This window comes from Blastocatellia bacterium, assembly GCA_025054955.1.
GTDB lineage: Bacteria > Acidobacteriota > Blastocatellia > HR10 > J050 > JANWZE01.
This window is the reverse complement of record JANWZE010000046.1, coordinates 1-19,157: the sequence shown is the minus strand read 5'-3', so window position 1 is coordinate 19,157 and position 19,157 is coordinate 1. Positions and strand designations below refer to the sequence as shown.

The window sequence follows — 19,157 nt, the reverse complement described above, 5'->3', positions numbered from 1 at the left end:
GTCACCCGGATTCCGGTCTGGGTGGAACCGCTGAGACAGCGTCTTGTAAGCCGCGCGGATGACCTCCGGCGGGGCGTTCCGCGCAACCTTCAAGTTGTCATAGTGAGTATGAAGCTTCGGCATAAGATTGTGAGCCTAACGCTGCGGTTCAGCGGCGGGCCGCGGAGCGGACCGTCCGCTGCAACCGGTTGTTAGGCGTTCTTCTCGTGCTCATAGGATCATCGAGCGGCGGCGTGGAAAGTATCCAACGGTTCGATTGCTGAGAATCGCGTTGCCGATAATGCCTTCCGTACCCGCCATCATCAGGGTCATTCCTAGCAGGCCGGGCAACATGCCGCAGCGGAGAACAAACGAGACGCCGCCGAGTGATACTGGAACTTCGTGCGTATCGGTCTGGAATTGACCAACGCCGGGATAGAAGTCAGTGACGCAGCCGGCGTACGGAAACTCCGTGAGCGAGTCGCCCTGGAAGTAGGAAATCTGAGCGCCAGTGTCGAAGAACATCCGGCAGTTGCGACCGCCGACGCGAGCCGTGATGATCGGAATGCCCATGAACTCGTCCAAGCGAACGGTCAGGCCGATGTGCGACAGTTCGGCCGTCGAAACTGTGAGGCTGCCGGCTGTGGTGTCGAAAATGTGGTCGAAGCGACCGAGAACGTCTGCACCGAGGAGACCGACGCAAGGTACGCCGACGAACTGCGAGAGCGTCTCGGAGGTAAGGCCAAGATAACTGCTGCCAAGGCTAAACTGCTCACCAGCGATGGTGATGCTGCGCGACGCGCCGAAGCTGGTGGGTGCGCCTGTGTCGAGCAGCCATAGCTCGCCAACTAGCTCAACGAAGAGGTGTCCGTCTCGAAATTGAAGCGGCAGAGTGTGCACCATCGTGTCCTCGCAGAACGCCTAACGGCGCTGCGGATCAGCGGCGGGCGGACGCGCAAGCTTGCTTGCGTGGACGCCCGTCCGCTGCATCCGCTTGATGGCCGGCGCGAAGCGCCGGACAGAAAGCGGATGGCAATCCGCAGCGCCGATGGCGTGGCGCGAAGCGTCCGCGCCATCTATTGATTATATGGTTTCCACATATGACGCTTGTGCCGCCTTGTGTCGGCATAAGGCGCCTCTGTGGGTGAATTACCAACTTCTTTGTTGCCAACATCTTCAAGGTGCTTCTTATCATCTTCGGGTTCTTATACGGTTTCCGTATAACACGCCATCGTTCTCTCGACTACAACTTGTCAATTGGGCTCCGTACACCTTTTCCGCCGCGGTTCAGAACGTGCGTATATACCATCGTTGTTTTCAGGTCCTTATGTCCCATCAACTCCTGCACGGTGCGGATGTCATAGCCGTCTGCAAGCAGATGCGTCGCAAATGAGTGCCGCAGCGTATGACACGTGGCTCTCTTCGTCAAACCCGCCCTGTCAACCGCTTGCTTGAATGCCTTCTGCAAAATAGATTCATCCACATGATGCCGTCCTTGTTCTCCGGTCCTTTGATTCCTCCACCGATTCTCTTGCGGGAAGACCCACTGCCAGCACCAGTCAGCCGGAGCGTTGGGGTATTTGCGGTCAAGGGCGTCAGGCATCTGGACACGCCCCCAGCCGTCGCGCACGTCTTTTTCATGAACGGCTTTGACTTTTCGCAGATGGTTCTGGAGCGGCGTTTTGAGCGACTGGGGCAGCATCGTCACGCGGTCTTTAGCGCCTTTGCCGTCGCGAACTGTGATCTCATTGCGGGCAAAGTCAATGTCCTGAACCCGTAGTTGCAAGCATTCCATCAGGCGGAGACCTCCACCATACATGAGCGAGACCATCAACCACTTGTCGCCTTGAAGGTGGCTTAAGACGGCTTTGACTTCCTCGCGCGTCAAGACGATGGGCAACCTTGTTGGCTTCCTGGCGCGGATCACCTCCCCAAGGTCGCCGATTTCACGGCTGAGCACATACCGGTAGAGGAACAGCAAAGCTGAGAGCGCCTGGTTCTGCGTCGAGGCGCTGACGCGCTGCTTCAGGGCCAGATGGGTCAGAAACGCGTTGATTTCCTGTTCGCCCATCTCGGCTGGATGGCGGACATGGTGAAAGAAGATGAATCGCTTGATCCACATCACCTGGACTTCTTCGGTTCTTCGGCTGTAATGGCGAGCGCGAAGGGCTTGACGCACTTGATCCAAGAGCTTGGGTTTCGACGGACTCGTGGACGGAGCCAAGCTTGCCGCCGACGGCGACTCGCGGCTCGTAAGCGATGCCTGCTTGTGCGAAGCTGCGTCTCTGACCGCCAAGTTCGTCATGGAACCACACCTCACCACTCTCAATCACGGCGAATAATCAATCTGCTGCCGCCACGGACAGCGGCGACATAGTATCAACCTTGCCCAGGAAAGTCAAAGGTAAAAATCAGGGCCGTTGTACCAATAGTCCGGAGAGAGGCCATGTTTGGTGAAACAAAATAATGGAGACCAGTAACAGTGAGTCCCAAATAACACTCTACGATTTTGTGCGGGCATTTGGGATTACGCATTGGCCACCTCCGCCTGAGTGACGATTGAACTGGTCCCGAATGTGGATTGCGGATCGACAAAACGCGCATTGAAAAGCAGTCATAGGCAACTGCACATCGTGTTTTCAAAGGTAATTGATGAGGCGCCATACTTAATGCCAATTGCGGAGTAAAAGACCACATTTATGGAGCCAAAATGCATGGCGGAGCCTGAGCGGAGTGAGCGCGAATCTATGATCTTCACGCGGCATTGACTTCGGCGGCAGCCGCCCCACCAGTAACGAGACGTGCAACGTCTGGGAGCTGTCATCGCCCAACCCATCGCGCCTTGAAGGGGCGCCACCCGTTTCCTCATCGGTTCATTCATGCTGTCTGGTCGCTGGCCACACACGCGCACATCTCGGTGCGCTGCAGACGCGCCACTGCTGCTTGATTTGCTGAAGACGTTGCGTGCCTGGCAACGTTGTCATGCCCCGCTGGCGCGGCTCAGCAGAAATGAGCGTGACATGAGGACGTAATGCCAAGTGCGCACGGACATTCGGAGACAGCCGGTTGAGACGTTCTACTGCTGCTCGCCATGCTGCTTCATCAAACATGGCCTTTCTCCGGACTATTGGTTTTATGCCCCCGGCTCCTGACTCCCACACGGCCTTTCTCTGGACTATTGGTTTTATCTCCCTGGCTCCTGGCTCGTGACCTACACGTGGCCTTTTTCGGAACTAGTTGGTTTCAGACTAGCACAAGCGACATACGTTGAGGAACGTGTCTCGGTGGCAAATCGTACTGGGATGACGTATCATTAAATTGTCTGAATTGTGATGTGCGTTGATTAAGGAGGCATCCAATGGGCGCAGAACTACTCGTATTGATGAGTAACGGGCTGAATACCGAGTTTGAGCATGAAGTGGCGCTGGCGCTGCCGGGCGAGCCTGACTCAGTGCGTCCGCGATTGTATGCCGCGCTGGAGCGACTCGGCTATCGCGTTGTCAGTGATCAGCCGCTCATGGCGAAGCGGCGAGCGCGTAGTGAAATGAGTTCCAATATCCTGGATTACGCTCAATCGTTGGTCCTTGGATTGAAGCCGCTTGGCGAGCGAGCGACGCAGGTGACATTCGCCTACACAGTCAAAAGCCAATACGGACTCCTAGCAACCGACGGCGACCGGCAAACGCTTGAACGCGAAGCCGAAGCCATCGTGGCGCTGGCTCGACAAGCTGGCCGGTTATCAACCTGTCCGACATGTCATGCTGATGTGATGGTAGAATCGCGTTTCTGCCGTCAATGCGGCACGTTGCTGACAGCGCATGAACCGCCTGAGCTGGAGATCATGCGGCTCACGTCGAACGCGCGCGCCGCCCATCAAACGCTTGTCACCGGTATCATTCTGCTGGCTGTTTGTTCGCTTTGCCTGTTGCCCATGCCGTTGGTTTCGTCGGCGAAACTCGACAAAGTGCTGATGCTCTTCAGTGTGTTATCTGGCGTGACAGGATGGGTAACACTGCTGCTCGGTTCATGGCGGCTGCACCGCACGTTGAATCCCCCACAGGAGCAAGTAGGGCCAGCAATGCACGCGCGACGATCATTGACGGCTCCAACCGCCACCACAGCACTACCGCCATCGTATGAGCCGATGTCGCTGACCGAACATACAACCGAACTCCTCGAATCGGAAGAGAGCCGCCAGCAAGAGCCGCCGCTGCGTCGCCGCGATGTTGCCTCGTGACAATTGCGGCATTGCTTCCAACAACAAACCAGCACCAGAGCAGTTTGTCAATGAGTTTATCCTGGGAGGCGCACGGTTGCAGCGTGCATCAGCCCGCAAGATGCAGGACCGCCAGGCTAAATGCACTTGAAAACGCTCTAAAACAAAAACTGTAAGCGACTGAGAATCGCTTTCTCCGTTTCTCGGTCGCGGTTGAGCGCCCCACCATCGAAGGTTGTCTGCTCGTAGTTGAACATGAGTTTGACATTTTTGTTGAAATACCAATTCAGTCCGACGCCCCACGCATCCGCTCGACGAGCCGCCGCCTGAGGGTTGGCAAAGATCGGGAACGCTTCGCGATCCACCGTGAGTTGACTGTAGCGGCCAGCAATTTCAAAGGCGCCATAGTGTCCGGTTTGTAGATCAAGTGAGTGATGCGGTTTGACGCCTCCAAAGGAGGCCTTCTCGCCGGTCAAGACATAAGAAGCCGACACGTGCCAGGCATGGTTATCAATCTGAGCTATCGCACCGGCGCGTCGGACTTCTTGCGACGAGCTTACATATTCTGTCATGAGGCCGAACGGCCCGCCGTAGTAATAAGCTTGCGGGGAGATGCGAAGGCGGCGACCGTTAGCGATCGTGGTCCCAGCCATTGTGCCGTCGGCGTGATACCGAAAGAATGGTTGCTGTCCGGTGCTTCGGTAAACAGGCAAGGCCGGCGCGGTGGCGCTGCCCGCTTGATGTCCGACGCTGGCCGCCAAGCCAATCCCCAAGCCGTGCAACAACGGTATCGCGCTGGTCTTGAACGGATGGGCAAAGGCACGGGCTGCTACATCTTTGCCGTCTCGGTCGTCGAAATCGCCGCTATTGCCGTCCACGACACCGTTAAACACACCGACCGCGTAACTGAACGCGCCGCCGGCAAGGTCACCGTGCAGTTGCACGCCGACGTCGCGATTGGGCACGAGCGCCGTCGGCAAGGCGCGTTCGATGAAGAGGATGTCCGATGAGGATTGAAGCCGTTCCAATCCAATCGGCACTTTGAATTTGCCAACGCGAAAGCGGGCTTGCGGCCAAAAGAGCGTGTCCACATAGAGGTCTTGAAGCACGGCCTGACCGCCGCCAAAATCGGTCATGACACGGAAGGCGAAATGCTTCAGCAGCGTGCCTTCCCAGATAGGGCGAACGCGACGCAACAGGAAGGTATTGGCAGCGGGTTGTTGCCGGTCGCCAAAATAGAAGCGTCCGTCGGCTTGAAGAAGGCCGCGCAGTCTTAGCCGGAAATCGCCGTTGGCTGAGCCAAGCGAAAATCCGTCCTCGTCGGCTGTCACCACAGGCTGAGGGGTGCGTGGCGCGGCGGCAACATTTGTTTCCGGCGTTCGCTGTTGCTCCAGCCGATGAATCTGTTGATCAATGGCCGCCAGGCGCTGATCCAAGCTGAGCGGCGTTGAAGCCGACGTGGCGTTGGCGATAGACTGAGCCAACTTCAACACCTCATCGAGTCGCCGTTCTAAGGCCAGGAGTTTTTGCTCGATGGCTTCGAGACGTTCTTCAACTGTTGGTTTTGAAGTTTGGCCGTCTTCGGCGTAGTGGCCAGGGGTATATCCCAGGATGACGCTGCTTATGGTGGCGAACCAGAGCAGCAGCCTGAATATTCGCATCTGTTTTTTCATGATCAATTCTCCGTTGATTGAGCATTGGTGGTTGTGAACCATCGTGACGAAGAGCGCAATTGGTCGTTGGATCAATACTTCCCGCCTACCACTGACATGATTTTGAAAAACACGTCGGTATTATCCTGCACGCCGGTGAACAGATGAGCGCCTGGACCGAAGGCAGAGAGCGGCACATCACAGGCCGTATGCACAGCCACAGATTGTCGCCGTACCGTTGGGTTTTTGGAGGCGCCGTTTTCAATTTGGCCGCTGATGAATGTTCCATTGGGATCGCGCTCAGGATTTGGTTGGACGACGCCGTCTTTGACTCTGGTTGGAGCGACAGGTCGAGGGTTGGACAGGTAATCTTCGGTGCGATTGACGCCAGCGCCGTAGCCGATGATCAGTTTTTTCGTCGGGTCTGGATGATCCGGATAGCCGTCGCCGTTGGCGTCGGTGTAGTTTGGATAATCGCGGTATGCTTGTGGATAATCGCTTGCGGCATCGGGGTGGATGCCGAGTTGTTCGCGCAGCGCCGGATTGCCCACGCCGTTGAGCGTGACGCCCCCGGTCTCGTGATCAGCCGTGACGATCACTAACGTGCGCCCATCCTGTCGAGCAAATTCCAGGGCCACGCCGACCGCTCGATCAAATTCGATGACATCCCACAGCCAGCGTTCGCTATCCATCTGGTGCGCCTGTTTGTCAATCGAGGCGCCTTCGACCATCAGGACAAAACCTTGTTTATTTTTGTTCAGCACCTGGATCGCTGCCCGCGTCATCTCGTCGAGCATAGGCTGGCGCGGAAAATCGGCGACCACGTTGGGATCGCCCAGTCGCAGCTTGTCGAAGGCTACATTCATATTGCCGAGGTGAAACAAACCGAGCAGCTTGGTCGCTTGGCCGGCGTGAGCAGTCAACTCGTCTTTGTCTTGCACGTAGGTCCAGCCGTCAGCGATGAATTCCTGCAACAGATGACGTGTCGGGTCACTGTGGTCTGGATGATCGGTGCTGGCCGACCGCGCCGAGCCGCTCGTGCCGGCGGGCAGGAACCATTGACGTCCGCCGCCCATGAGCACCGTCAATCCGCTGCGACTGCGTTCATCGAAGAACATATCACAGATGCCTGAACCCGCGCCGCGGTCGGACGTGTGAACGGCAAAACCTGCCGGCGTTGCATCGGCCACATCAGACGTCGTGACCAGGCCCAGGCTTTTACCGCCACCGCGTTTGACATCGTACCGTCGAAGGTACTCGGCCAGATGTTCTTTGCGCGGATTGTCAAAGGCGTGTGGCGTGTTATCGGGGAAGACGCCGACCTGATTGTTGTTCGCCTTATTGCCGGTTGAATAGCTATCGGCACCGGGCGCTGAATCGGTCACCAACGCATCCAGCGATGAAGTCATCACGAGGCCAGTCACAGGCATCGTGTCCATGTTCAGTAGGCCATTGGCTTTTCCTTCAGTGACGCCTTTGGCCAGAATCCGCGCAGCCGTGCGGTGCGCCAGCCCCATGCCATCACCGATCATGATGATCACGTTGCGAACAGGTCGGTTCTTTCCGCGAAAATCAACGACGTCGAACCGGACGCTGGCCGTGGCCGATTCCTGACCGGCTGTGACCGTGGCTTTGATCTCCGCGTTGCGCATGGGTGTGGAAAATGAAATCTGACGCAGCGTGACCGACCGGCTGGCGGCATCGAACGTCGCCTTGCCGGGAAAGAGCCGGTTGATCTCCTGCCCGTTGATGGTGATCTGAAATGACGCTTCGTTGAGCGTGCCGCTGAACCCACTGGCTTCCACGCGCAGATCGAATCGTTGATCAATGAGCCACGTCGCGCGATTCGGCGGCATGATGCGAACGCCGGGCGCAGCCCATGCGTTGCCTATCATCCATGCGCAGACGACGATCAGCGCAACTGCTCGGTTGATGTTGTGAACAGTCATCATTGCATTCTCCCGGATTGATGATTTCTTTGTGCCGTTGGCTGCGGGATTGTAGAATGAAACAGCCCAGAAGGCTACTGACACAGCGACGATGTTCGCTATCTGGGATCATTCAGTTGATCCGAGATGTCCGATGGGCTACCATAGGTCTGGCTCGGCGGTCCGAATCGGCGCGCTCCGAGCTGATCCATCAATGCAGGAAGGAGACGAACACCGTAATGCGCAATCACTCCCTCAACCGATTTCGCTGGCTTGCGTTTTTCTGGCTCGTGCTGCTGATGGGCTTTATCTTTGTTGCGCTCTTGATGGGCGGCGGCATCAGCGAGCAGGCGCAAGCCCACACGAATGCCGTCAACGCGGCGGAGCTTGGTGAACCGATTGAGTCGCCTGATATGCCCATGATTCTGGTTGTCAAAGTCAGATTCGATGCAGCGACGGAAACGCCCGCTGTGGGCAGCTATGGATTAGCTCACGGTCTTGTGCATCGCGTCGGCGCCAGCGCGCAGCACGGCTACATGTATCAGGCGCTGTCGCGCTCGGGCCAGACGCTGGCTGAAGGCACATTCGATTTTGTGTTGCCGTTGCAGCCTGCTGATCCGGAGGCTGCTGTGCCCGATGATGTGGTTCATCTGGCTGACGCCAGCGTGCTGATACGAATTCCTTATGATCCTGAGATTGCTTCGTTGCGTGTGTTGAAACTCTTGACGCCTGAGCAGGCTGAAGCGTGGCAAGACCGCGCCGCTCAGGAGAAGAGAGACGTCACGTTTGTGATCAGTGTTCGCACAGGACAATTAGCGGTCGTGCTGGACTCGCGTCAGATTGATGCTGCCAACGCTGAGATGATTCACGAGGAGATGTCCTACATCGAAGAAGACGAAGAGATGGAGCAGCCACGCGATCTGATAGCCTACCTGCAAGGGCAACTGGAGGCTGAATTCCGGCTCAACAGCGACACACCGCGCGGCGCCGGACAAAACGAGCCGTTTATCGCCATCAATCCGGTCAATCCGCAGAATATCGTCGCCGGCGCCAATGAATCGGCGAGGATGGGCGTGTATTACACCATGAACGGCGGACAACAGTGGCGAGCCACGACCGTGCCGTTGCCGTCGGGTCTGCGCAATTCGTCCGATCCCGGCATCGCCGCTGATGCACAAGGAAATTTCTATTACAGCTTCATCGCGTTCAACGTCAGTAGCACCGGGGCGCTCTCCGATAACGGTGTGTTCGTCTCGAAATCAATCAATGGCGGCCAGACGTTCCGCGCGCCTGTTGCTGTCGTGCAGCACCTGCGCGAGCCAGGCGCGCCGTTCGAGGACAAGGAATTCATCGCGGCTGATAGTAATCCCGCTAGCCCTTACGTGAATCATGTGTACGTGTCGTGGACCAGCTTCACCGCGCAAAGCGCAGCCATCATGTTTTCGCGCTCGACCGATGGCGGGCAGACGTTCTCTGAGCCGCTGGTCTTACGCCGCGCTGGCTCACAGCAATTTTCGTTGCCGGTCGTCGGTCCCAACGGCGAAGTCTATGTAGTGTGGCAATTGGGGACATTCCATCGCATCACGCGGTCGCTCGATGGCGGCGTCACGTTTGAGCGAGACCGTCCGGCTGTCGGCGGCGTCAACATCATTGGCACACTTGACCCGGACACCGGTCGGCGGTTGTTGAATGGCGGCTTCCGCGTCAGCAGTTACCCTTCGATGGCCGCGGATACGAGCAACGGTCCGCATCGAGGCAATCTCTATCTGACTTGGTCAGACGCGCGAAACGGCGATGCCGATATTCTGTTCGTGCGCTCGACCGACGGCGGCCAGACGTGGAGTCAACCGATCCGCATCAACGATGATCCGGTCGGCAATGGGCGGGACCAGTTCTTTCAGTGGATCGCCGTTGATCCGACCAACGGCCAGATCGTCGTGATGTTTTATGATCGGCGCGCTGACGGAAACAATCTGATCCTGGATGTCTACATCACGCGCTCGACCGACGGCGGCCTCACATTTGAGCCGAATCTCAAAGTGAACACCCAGTCGTTCAATCCACGCGATGATCGGGTATATCAGGGTAGCTTCATCGGCGACTACAATGCGCTGGCCGTTTACGGCAATGTGGCTTATCCCGTGTGGAGCGACACACGCCGACGCGAGTTAGACATTTTCGGCTCGCGCGTGCGATTCACTCCATGAGCAGCGGCCGAGCGGTAACTGATCACGCGCCAGCCGTGCCAGGAACAAATCGGAGTTTGGACGCTTCTTGTCACGGCGCTGTTCTCTGTTCGTCAAACAAATTCATAGCCGGCGTTGGTTTGTGCCATTGGAGGGCGAGAAGGCGCACTGGCTTCGTGGTTGCACAGGGATCACCGCCAGTACTCGTGCCACCGCGCGTCTACTTTGCGAACAATTGCTTCGTCCATTTCGACCGGCAGCGGGTAGCCTTCTTTCCACGTCGCGTCAATCCCGATGCGACCGCTGTAAACGGGGCGCGCGCCGATGAACGTCATCTCTTCAAACAGCATGTCGCGGGCCGGATCAAAGCGCGTGAAAATTCCCCACAACAGGTTCTCTTCATCTTCCAGATTCACATCGTTGCTGACCGCCGTGATGAATTTGACCGGGCCAAGTTCGTTCCATCGAATCAATTTCTGGAGGACATCGTGCGGATCCCGCTGAACAACGACGACGAGGAAACCGCCGTCCAGCAACTTGTAGCCAGTGATTCGCTGATCGAGCGCGCGCGGATCGTTCACAGTGTGGGGCGGCGGCTGGCGCGTGAGTGGCTCGCCGGTGGCATCCAGGATGAGCTTGCTGCCGACGTGCATGGTGAATGAGGTGTAATCCAGCGTGTCCAGCGGCGCAACCGGTATCAGCAACATCTTTTCTTTCGGCTCGAAGCGAAACCACAATTCGCGCAGCAATGCAGTGAAGTCGCGCGGGTTCACCTCCTCGCCGACGAGGATCATCACTTTCGTCAATGAGAGTTGTCCTGTGCCCATCAGCGACAGCGCCGTTTTGATGACTTCTTTGGGGTGACGCTCTCGGAGCGAGACGCTCAGCAGGTTGTGAAAGCCGGCGCCGACGTGCGCGTGCATATCGGCGATGTTTGGGTTGATGACCTTGATCAATGGGCCGATCATCTCGCCGCAGGCCAAGCCCATGTACTTGTCTTCTTGCGGCGGTTTGCCGACGACGGTGGCCGGATAAAGCGGATGGCGCCGGCGCGTCAAGCACTTGATGTGGAAGACGGGAAACTCGGCAGCCTCCGAATAGTGCCCAAAATGATCGCCAAATGGGCCTTCGATGCGCCGCTCGATGGGCGGCACGACGCCTTCCAGAATGATTTCGGCATGAGCGGGCACAAGCAGGTTCGTCGCGTGACCGCGTGCCATCGGCGTTGGCGCGCCGCGCAGAAATCCGGCAAACCCGATTTCGTCGAAGTCTTCGGGCAGCGGCAAGATGGCTGACAGCATCAGGATCGGATCGCCGCCAAGCACCACAGCCACGTCCAGTGGTTGCCCCATGCGCTCAGCTTCATAGTAATGGGCGCGTCCGCCTTTCATGCTCTGCCAGTGCATGCCGGTTTGGTCTTTGGCGTAAACATGCAGCCGGTAGAGGGCGAAGTTGCGTCGTCCTGTTCGCGGATCGTGTGTCAGCGTCGGGCCGAAGGTGATGAACCTGCCGCCATCGCGCGGCCAACATTTCAGGATGGGCAACCGATCCAAATCAGGCGCTTCGACCACTTCTTGAACCGGCGCCGATGAGACCAGCTTAGGCCGCATCGCCAGGCCGCGCCACAGCAGTCTTCGCGCCTGCCACAGCCGTTTCAATGACGGTGGATTCAGCCGGTGCAGCATCTGGACCAGTTCCTGACCAATCTGCTCTGGATGCCGTCCCAGTGCATACTCGATGCGCTTCATCGAGCCGAATAGATTCATCACCAGCGGATAGGCAGCGCCGGTCGGTCGTTCAAACAACAAGGCTGGACCTTCCTGCCGCACCACGCGCATAGCGATTTCCGGGGCTTCCAACACCGGATCAACTTCAACCGAGATGCGGCGTAGCTCGCCAACCTGCTCGAGAAAAGCGACAAATTGCTGAAGATCACCAAAGGGACGATGAGTGAGGGTTGACGTTGGCATATTCGGAGCGCGGATTATAAACCAATTGTTCGTTGCTGCAACATGTGACTCATCGCAGGTTCCAAAGATGAAAAACGTGGCTTGGGAGGAATCTCACGGGCAGTTCAGTCACAATGCTCTAAATTAAATTTCACAAGCCAGTTGCGAGTCCCTTCGTGTTCGGCGCACTCCAAATGCGTATGTGGCATGCCGTTTGCTCAAAAAATCGTTCCTGGGGGTACGGAAAAGGGATTATACGAATGACTACTAAGGCCTATAGGCTGCGCGTGCTAGCTATGCCTGTTGACGCCTTGAAGGAGAATCCTGATGAAGCATCCAGCGATGAAGCGAACGATGATTAGTTTTGTTCTGGGCAGTCTCGGATTGCTGTATGGCATACCGGCGATGGCCATCTTGGCTGGGGAATCGGTCAACCAAGCTGTCTCAGCTCGCCTGAGCTGGTCGCTTGAGTACGGCGAGGATGTGAGCGCAGACACCGGCATCAGCGGCGCGCGAGCTGTTCAACTGCGAGGCGAGCTGGCGAGCAGGGATGACCACCCTGTGGTGCTCAAACATGTGCCGATGGGCCGTGGTGTTTATGGAGATTTTCGTCTAGAGCCGTTCGACGTGTTTACGCCTGAAGCGCGGCTGATGGCTATGAGCGATGATGGGCCACTGCCACTGCTGCCGCCTGAGATCAGATACTACCGCGGTCGTCCTGTAGATGGCGGCGACGGCGTCATGTTCTTATCGGTGCAAGCAGACTCGTTTCTCGCAGTGATTGAATCGGCAGGCGAGATGATCTACATCATGCCAACGCAACGACGGGGCGAGCACGTTGTCGTGCCAGCCCAGGCGCTGCCGCGCTATCCGTTGGACAATTTTTGCGGCGCTGATTTGCTGCCGGAGAACCGCGCCTTCATTGAGCGGTTTCGTCAAGGATGGGACGGGCCACTGGGCGCGATGAGCGCCGACCGACTCGAAGCAGATGTCATGCTCGATGTCAATTACAGCCTCTATCGCTACGTGTTCGGCAGCAACACAACGACAGCCTCCGCTTATGCGACCAACTTGATCGGCGCTCTGTCGGTCATTTACGAGCGCGACATCAACACGCAGTTGCGCATCAGCACGCTGACCATCTGGACAACACAAGACCCATTCACTGATAACGAGACCAGCTCCAGCGCGCAACTGGCCAGCTACCGCACGTATGTGATCAACAATCGCGGCAATGTCTCACGCGACGTTGCCCACTTGCTCGCCAACGCGAATGTAACCAACTATGGTGGCATCGCCTACCTGAACGCGCTGTGCAGCACCTCGAATGGCTACGGCGTGAGCAATATCTACGGCAATTTGACCTTCCCGGTCTCCGGCTATGCGTGGGATACGTTTGTCACGTCTCACGAGGTGGGACACAACTTTGGCAGTCCCCACACGCATTGCTACAATCCGCCGATTGATATGTGCTACGGACAGGAGGCAGGCTGTTACAGCGGTCCATCGGTGGCCACACTTGGCACGATCATGAGTTATTGCCATCTGACCAGCGGCGGCATCAGCATGGTCTTTCATCAGCGCACGATTGATTTGATCCGTCCGATTGCCGAAGCAGCCGCGTGCCTATCGGTTGTTTCATCAACACCGAGCATCAACGTATCGGCGCCGAACGGCGGCGAGAACTGGCCGATCAACTCGACGCAGACCATCACCTGGTCATCGGTGAGCGTCACCGGCAATGTAAAGATTGAACTATCGCGTAACGGCGGCAGCACGTATGAAACGCTGTTTGCCGACACGGCCAACGACGGTTCCCAAAGTTGGACGGTCACCGGCGCAGCGACCACTCAAGCCCGCATCAGGATTACCAGCCTGGCGAACCCTGCTATCAACGATGTCAGCAATGCCAACTTCAGTATCAGTGAGCCGCCGCCACCCATAGGCATCACCCTCATTGCGCCCAATGGCGGGGAGAATTGGCCAGTTGGCTCCGTTCAAGTGATTCGCTGGACCTCCAATGGCGTCAGCGGCAATGTCAGGATTCGGTTGTCGCGCGATGGCGGTGCGACCTACACCACCTTGACGAGCAACACGGCCAACGACGGATCGTTCGAGTGGACGGTGACGGGACCAGCTACCACCCAGGCGCGTATTGAAGTGCAAAGCCGCAACGATAGCACGATCCGCGATGTCAGCGACGCGAACTTCACGATTAGCGACGCGCCACCGCCGCCACCGCCGCCCTCGATCACCGTGTTGGTTCCTAATGGTGGCGAGACATGGCGCGTGGGGACGGTCCAGACCATTCAGTGGAGCTCGACGAATGTGACCGGCACGGTGAGCATCAGCCTCTCGACCAACGGCGGCCGAAATTACACGCCATTGTTCAGCGGTCTGGCTAACACCGGCTCGATTCAATGGTCAGTCAATAGCGCGGCGTCAACCAAGTGTCGCATCCGCGTGGCCAGCGACGATGGCTCAGCCAGCGACACGAGCGACGCCAATTTCAAGATCACTCAATAGCGCCTTTTCAGTCGAGCCGCGAGACGGAAGCTATCCGAGTGCAGGAGGCCAGAGAGCTCCGTCTCGCGCTCCACGCATGCTGATGACAATTGCCGCGCCACTCGATTGAACGAGACGGCGCCGAAGCGATTGCGCCTGGCGCGCCGCGCACGCTGAATGTCGCTGTCGCCGGCAGAGGCGTTCCCGGCTGCGACCGGCGCTGCTTTCCGCATTGAATCTTGCCGACGACGTCAGTACAATCGCTGACGAGCGGCAATGGTCACACACTTGAAATTGCCTGAGCAATTGCTCGCCACACTGCCTGATCCTTCGGCGGCGCGCCGATTCATCGAGCGGCTTCATCAACAATCGCCAGAGATGGTCGAGCGAGCGATGGCTAAACCTTCGCTGATGGCGCGGCTGCTGGTGCTGGCCTCGCACAGTCCGTTTCTGGCCGAGACGATGCTTCACTATCCGGCCTATATCGAGTGGCTGGATAACGACCGCGATCTGACGCGGCTCAAATCAGAAGAAGAGTTGTTTGAGGAGTTGGGCCGATTTGCTGCCATTCACTCCGATTTGAGCGAGGCGGCCATTTTGTCGCGATTCAAGCGACGTGAGTGGTTGCGCATCTACCTGCGCGATTGTTTGAAGTTGGCCACGTTGACTGAAACGACGCTGGAGCTATCCACGCTGGCCGATGTGTTGTTGCAGCGCGTGCTCTGGTCAAGCTGGCAGCAGCTCGTCAATCAGTATGGCGCGCCGCAGGTGCGAGACGAACAAGGTCGGCTCGCGCCAGCCAGTTTTGCCATTGTCGCGCTGGGTAAGCTGGGCAGCCAGGAATTGAATTATGCTTCCGATATTGATCTGCTCTACCTCTACTCACACAACGGTCAAACGGCCACAGCTCAGGTGAGCAACAAGGAATTTTTCATCAAACTGGCCGAGCGCATCACTTCGTTGATGGGCGGCGTGGGCGAGCACGGCGCCATCTATCGGATTGATTTGCGTCTGCGTCCGTATGGCCGAGCCGGCGATGTGGCTATCTCGCTCGACGAAGCCGTCCACTATTATCAACACGTGGCAGCGTTGTGGGAGCGGCAGGCGTTGATTCGCGCCCGGCCATCAGCCGGCGACAAGGCGTTGGGGCAACGCTTCTTGGCAGCAATCACCGATCAAATTTATCGGCCAGAGCCATTGCCGGAGGTGTTGTCGCAGATTCGACGAATCAAAGACAAAATTGATCGCCAGACGCGCCAGATTCAACGTGGCATCAATGTCAAGCTGAGTCCGGGAGGCATCCGCGAGATTGAATTCATCGTTCAGGCGCTTCAGGTGTACGCCGGCGGTCAAGAGCCGTGGGTGCGCACTGGTCAGGTGTTGATGGGGTTACAACGATTGGCCGACAAATCGCTCATCACCGATGCCGACCGCGCTCGCTTATCCGAGGCGTATACGTTTTTGCGAACGGTTGAACATCACCTGCAAATGGAGCACGGCATGCGCACCCATCTGGTGCCGGCTGAGCCGCAACGACTGGCCATGCTCGCGCGACGGCTCGGTTATGTAACTGATGAATCGCCCGCTGAACGCTTCATTAGCGATCTCAAGCGACACATGTCGTATGTCAAAGCCGTGTTTGAGAACCTCTTTGATCGTTATCCACCATCGCCCGCACAGTCGCTCGTGCCGCCTCAGCCGGCGTTGGATTCGACGCGCGCGCCGTTGCAGACCGCGCTTGATCAGGTGGCTGTGGCGCTACAGGCCTCGCCTGAGAATCGAGCGGCGCTCCGCGAGCTTGTGCCGGCCACACTGGCCATCACGTTAAATGAAGATCGAGCCATCAAAAACTTGGTCGCGTTTGCCCAATCGTTGAGCCACGCGCTGGCCGAAGATGGCGCTGGCGCCCGCTTGCCCGGCCTTCCGGAGCAAGCGTTTTTGCCGACGGTGCAACGGCTCATTCGCTTTTTTGGCGTCAGTCAGTACTTTTCGCAACTGCTGATCGCGCACCCGCTGCTGGTCGGTCGGCTGGCGTGGACCGACGAGACAACGCCGATGCCGACGGCGTCGGCTTACCTTGGACGCCTCCGTCAAGCAGTGGGTGATCCACTGAGCGATCCATCGTTGTGCTTGGATGCGCTGCGTCGGCAGTGGCATGAAGAGTTACTCCAGATCGGGTATCTGGACATCACGGGCAGCATTTCGCTGCGACAAAGCAACGCATTGCAAACAGCATTAGCTCATGCCTCGCTGCATGTGGCCTGCGAGCTGGCTCGGCGCCAGCTCGAACAAAAGTTCGGCGTCGCGCTGCACGGATTGCCGTATGTGATCTTGGGGCTGGGACGCCTGGGCCATAACGGCATGGATTATGGATCAGACTTAGACCTGATGGTGATCTATGATGACGCATCAGGCAGCCCCGTAAGAGAGACAAGCGCCGAGGATTTTTATTCGATGTTGGTGGCGCAGGTGGTGCACATCTTATCAACCATCACCCGCGAAGGATTTCTCTACAGCGTTGACCTGCGCTTGCGACCCGATGGCAAGAGCAGTCCGCTGGCCAGCAGCCGGTCGGCCTTTTTCCGGTATGTCCGTCAGAGCGCCGCTGCCTGGGAACACCTGGCTTATTTGAAAGCCTATCCGGTCATCGGCCCGCGCGAGTTGGCAATGGCCATTCAGCAGGAATTGCAGTCGTCGCTATGGCAGGCGCACGCCGGCCGCGCAGCAGAACTGGCTCACGAGGTGCGCGCGATGCGTCAGCGGCTGGAACAGGAAAAAGCCCGCGGCATGATTCATCGTCACCTGAAGTACGGCGTGGGCGGCATGCTCGATGTCTATTTTGCTACACGGTTCCTGCAGTTGAAGCATCAAATTCCCGAACCAATCGAGCGGGGCACATTGCCGTTAATAAATCACTTGGCTGAATGCGGCGTCATTGATGAACAGCAGCGCCGCATCCTGTATGATGGATATGCCTTCTTGCGGCTGGCCGATCATGCGCTGCGGCTGCTCTATGATCGTCCGAGGCCAATTGTGCCGGCTAATCACCAACAGCTTACTCATCTGGCGCGGCTGTGTGATGCGCCGTCAGTTGAATCGTGGCAGCAGGACTATCGCATGCACACAAGCGAGATTCGTCGGGTCTATGAACAACTTGTCCAATAGAGCGGTTTGCGAATGAGTTGACGCCAGCAGCGCACGTTTGCAGCGTGCCCTGAAGTTTGGCGTTTCTTTTTTCGGAGGCAGGAGCTTGTTACGGTTGGTTTGGCCACTGCATGGGAAGGAGTTGACTGGCTATCGGCCCAGCCGGTCAGCCGCGGCCGCCATTTTGAGCAGTTTGTGTGACGTCCTCCGGCAAAGTGTGAAAAATTGGCCCACATCGTCATCATGGTGGGTCACTCTCCAGAGGCCGGGCAAGCGGTTCGCCAGCAGGTCGCCAGACGTGCAACGTCTGGAACGGAAAAGGCCCAAGGTCAGCTTGCGCCGGAGGTGGAAACAACAGGTCGCCAGACGTGCAACGAGCAGGTCAAAGCAGAGTGGCGTTTGGAGAAGCGCCGAGACGGGCGCGTTCGCAGGCAGCGATTGGAGAGCACAGTAAAAAGTTCGTGGCGTTTTTGGAGTGCTGCGACGTGTCGCAGCGTTGGCCGGAAAGCGGTGCCACGTTACCGCGCTCCACAACGTCTCGTCCCCCAAAGTGTCCCAGAACTTTTGTCCACCTACTCTGTGTGAGTTCTTTTCATTGTACGTGGCGTGGCTCAGCTCGTGCGCAATTCTCGTGAAGATCATTTCCTCGCAGAGACACTAAGAACACAAAGAGGCGGCCAACTGACCCTCTCCGTGTTCTCTGTGTCTCCGTGTGAGTTCTTTTCTTTGCGCGTGGTGCGCCTTAGCAGACGAGCGATCCTGGCTTCTGGCTTCTGTCTCCTGACTTGCATGCTGCCAGCTTACCGAACACGAACGCTCAAAACTTGACTTCCCTCTCCTGACTCCTGTCTGCTGACTCCTGGCGCCTTTCTTTCCCTCGCAATCCTCTTTGAAGCGCCTGTGTCAAACTGTAGGGGCGGCTCGCTGTGGCCGCCCGCCTTGTGATGTCAATCCATTCCAAAGCAAGGCTTGAATCCCCCTCCTGACTCCTGGCTCCTTTTCTTTCCCTCGCAATCCTCTTTGAAGCGAGTCCTGTTTTCCGACTTAAGGACATGCCGGACATGATCGTTGCGCGGCATATCGTGTCGCAATCCTCTTTGAAGCGAGTCCTGTTTTCCGACCTATCGCTGCGTTGACACTGAAAAGGAGATTCTGAAGTCGCAATCCTCTTTGAAGCGAGTCCTGTTTTCCGACCTAACACCACGAAACCGCTCACGCCGAAAGAGAAACAGTCGCAATCCTCTTTGAAGCGAGTCCTGTTTTCCGACTTCTAGTGTTGTTGACTGAACTAGCGAACATTGCGGTGTCGCAATCCTCTTTGAAGCGAGTCCTGTTTTCCGACATTAACCGTCGTTCAAAGGCCAGACGAAATAATTGGGTTCCGGTCGCAATCCTCTTTGAAGCGAGTCCTGTTTTCCGACCTGCGAATTCGGCCTAGTCGGAAACGGCTCATTTGAGCCGTCGCAATCCTCTTTGAAGCGAGTCCTGTTTTCCGACAGTAAACCTTTCCGGCTGACTGGATTTGCGGTTCCAGTCAGGTCGCAATCCTCTTTGAAGCGAGTCCTGTTTTCCGACCTGAGGTTAGCAGTTATTGGTTG

At 57.4% G+C, this 19,157-nt stretch carries 11 protein-coding genes and 1 CRISPR repeat array; of the genes, 5 read left to right on the top strand and 6 right to left on the bottom strand.

Annotation, left to right across the window (positions count from 1 at the left end):
* Both NZ823_06120 and NZ823_06115 read right to left on the bottom strand, forming a co-directional pair.
* Positions 1-123 (bottom strand): DnaJ domain-containing protein (locus tag NZ823_06120; GenBank protein MCS6804710.1); only part of this gene is annotated, 123 nt, incomplete at its 3' end.
* 87 nt (positions 124-210) lie between these two features.
* Entirely contained in the window at positions 211-882 is a 672-nt protein-coding gene (locus NZ823_06115) for a hypothetical protein (protein MCS6804709.1), read from the bottom strand.
* Here NZ823_06115 and NZ823_06110 point away from each other — a divergent pair.
* Complete coding sequence (locus NZ823_06110; GenBank protein MCS6804708.1) at positions 874-1,062, top strand: hypothetical protein; 189 nt, start codon at positions 874-876, stop codon at positions 1,060-1,062. The genes NZ823_06115 and NZ823_06110 overlap by 9 nt on opposite strands.
* Positions 1,063-1,222: 160 nt before the next feature.
* On the opposite strand, the gene NZ823_06105 is transcribed toward NZ823_06110, so the two are convergent.
* On the bottom strand, positions 1,223-2,284 hold the full coding sequence (locus tag NZ823_06105) for an integron integrase (protein ID MCS6804707.1): 1,062 nt from the start codon (positions 2,282-2,284) through the stop codon (positions 1,223-1,225).
* Positions 2,285-3,337: 1,053 nt separating this feature from the next.
* Between NZ823_06105 and NZ823_06100 the strand changes: the two genes are divergently transcribed.
* Positions 3,338-4,216 (top strand): zinc ribbon domain-containing protein, encoded by an 879-nt coding sequence (locus tag NZ823_06100; GenBank protein MCS6804706.1) that lies wholly within the window; start codon positions 3,338-3,340, stop codon positions 4,214-4,216.
* Between the two features lie 137 nt (positions 4,217-4,353).
* Here NZ823_06100 and NZ823_06095 read toward each other — a convergent pair whose 3' ends face one another.
* Together NZ823_06095 and NZ823_06090 are read right to left on the bottom strand one after the other, a co-directional pair.
* Positions 4,354-5,868, bottom strand: a complete 1,515-nt coding sequence (locus NZ823_06095) for an OprO/OprP family phosphate-selective porin (GenBank protein ID MCS6804705.1) — start codon at positions 5,866-5,868, stop codon at positions 4,354-4,356.
* A 71-nt stretch (positions 5,869-5,939) separates the two neighbouring features.
* On the bottom strand, positions 5,940-7,799 hold the full coding sequence (locus NZ823_06090) for an alkaline phosphatase (protein MCS6804704.1): 1,860 nt from the start codon (positions 7,797-7,799) through the stop codon (positions 5,940-5,942).
* Between the two features lie 215 nt (positions 7,800-8,014).
* On the opposite strand from NZ823_06090, the gene NZ823_06085 reads away from it, so the two are divergent.
* Entirely contained in the window at positions 8,015-9,982 is a 1,968-nt protein-coding gene (locus tag NZ823_06085) for a hypothetical protein (GenBank protein ID MCS6804703.1), read from the top strand.
* Positions 9,983-10,152: 170 nt separating this feature from the next.
* On the opposite strand, the gene NZ823_06080 is transcribed toward NZ823_06085, so the two are convergent.
* Positions 10,153-11,931, bottom strand: a complete 1,779-nt coding sequence (locus tag NZ823_06080; GenBank protein MCS6804702.1) for a UbiD family decarboxylase — start codon at positions 11,929-11,931, stop codon at positions 10,153-10,155.
* Positions 11,932-12,237: 306 nt separating this feature from the next.
* Between NZ823_06080 and NZ823_06075 the strand changes: the two genes are divergently transcribed.
* Together NZ823_06075 and NZ823_06070 are read left to right on the top strand one after the other, a co-directional pair.
* The gene (locus NZ823_06075) at positions 12,238-14,436 is read left to right on the top strand and encodes a zinc-dependent metalloprotease (protein ID MCS6804701.1); all 2,199 of its coding nucleotides are present in this window, start codon (positions 12,238-12,240) and stop codon (positions 14,434-14,436) included.
* Positions 14,437-14,691: 255 nt separating this feature from the next.
* Entirely contained in the window at positions 14,692-17,580 is a 2,889-nt protein-coding gene (locus tag NZ823_06070; protein ID MCS6804700.1) for a hypothetical protein, read from the top strand.
* 986 nt (positions 17,581-18,566) lie between these two features.
* Positions 18,567-19,134: direct repeats of the CRISPR family, unit length 37 nt; unit sequence GTCGCAATCCTCTTTGAAGCGAGTCCTGTTTTCCGAC.
* Positions 19,135-19,157 lie beyond the last annotated feature (23 nt).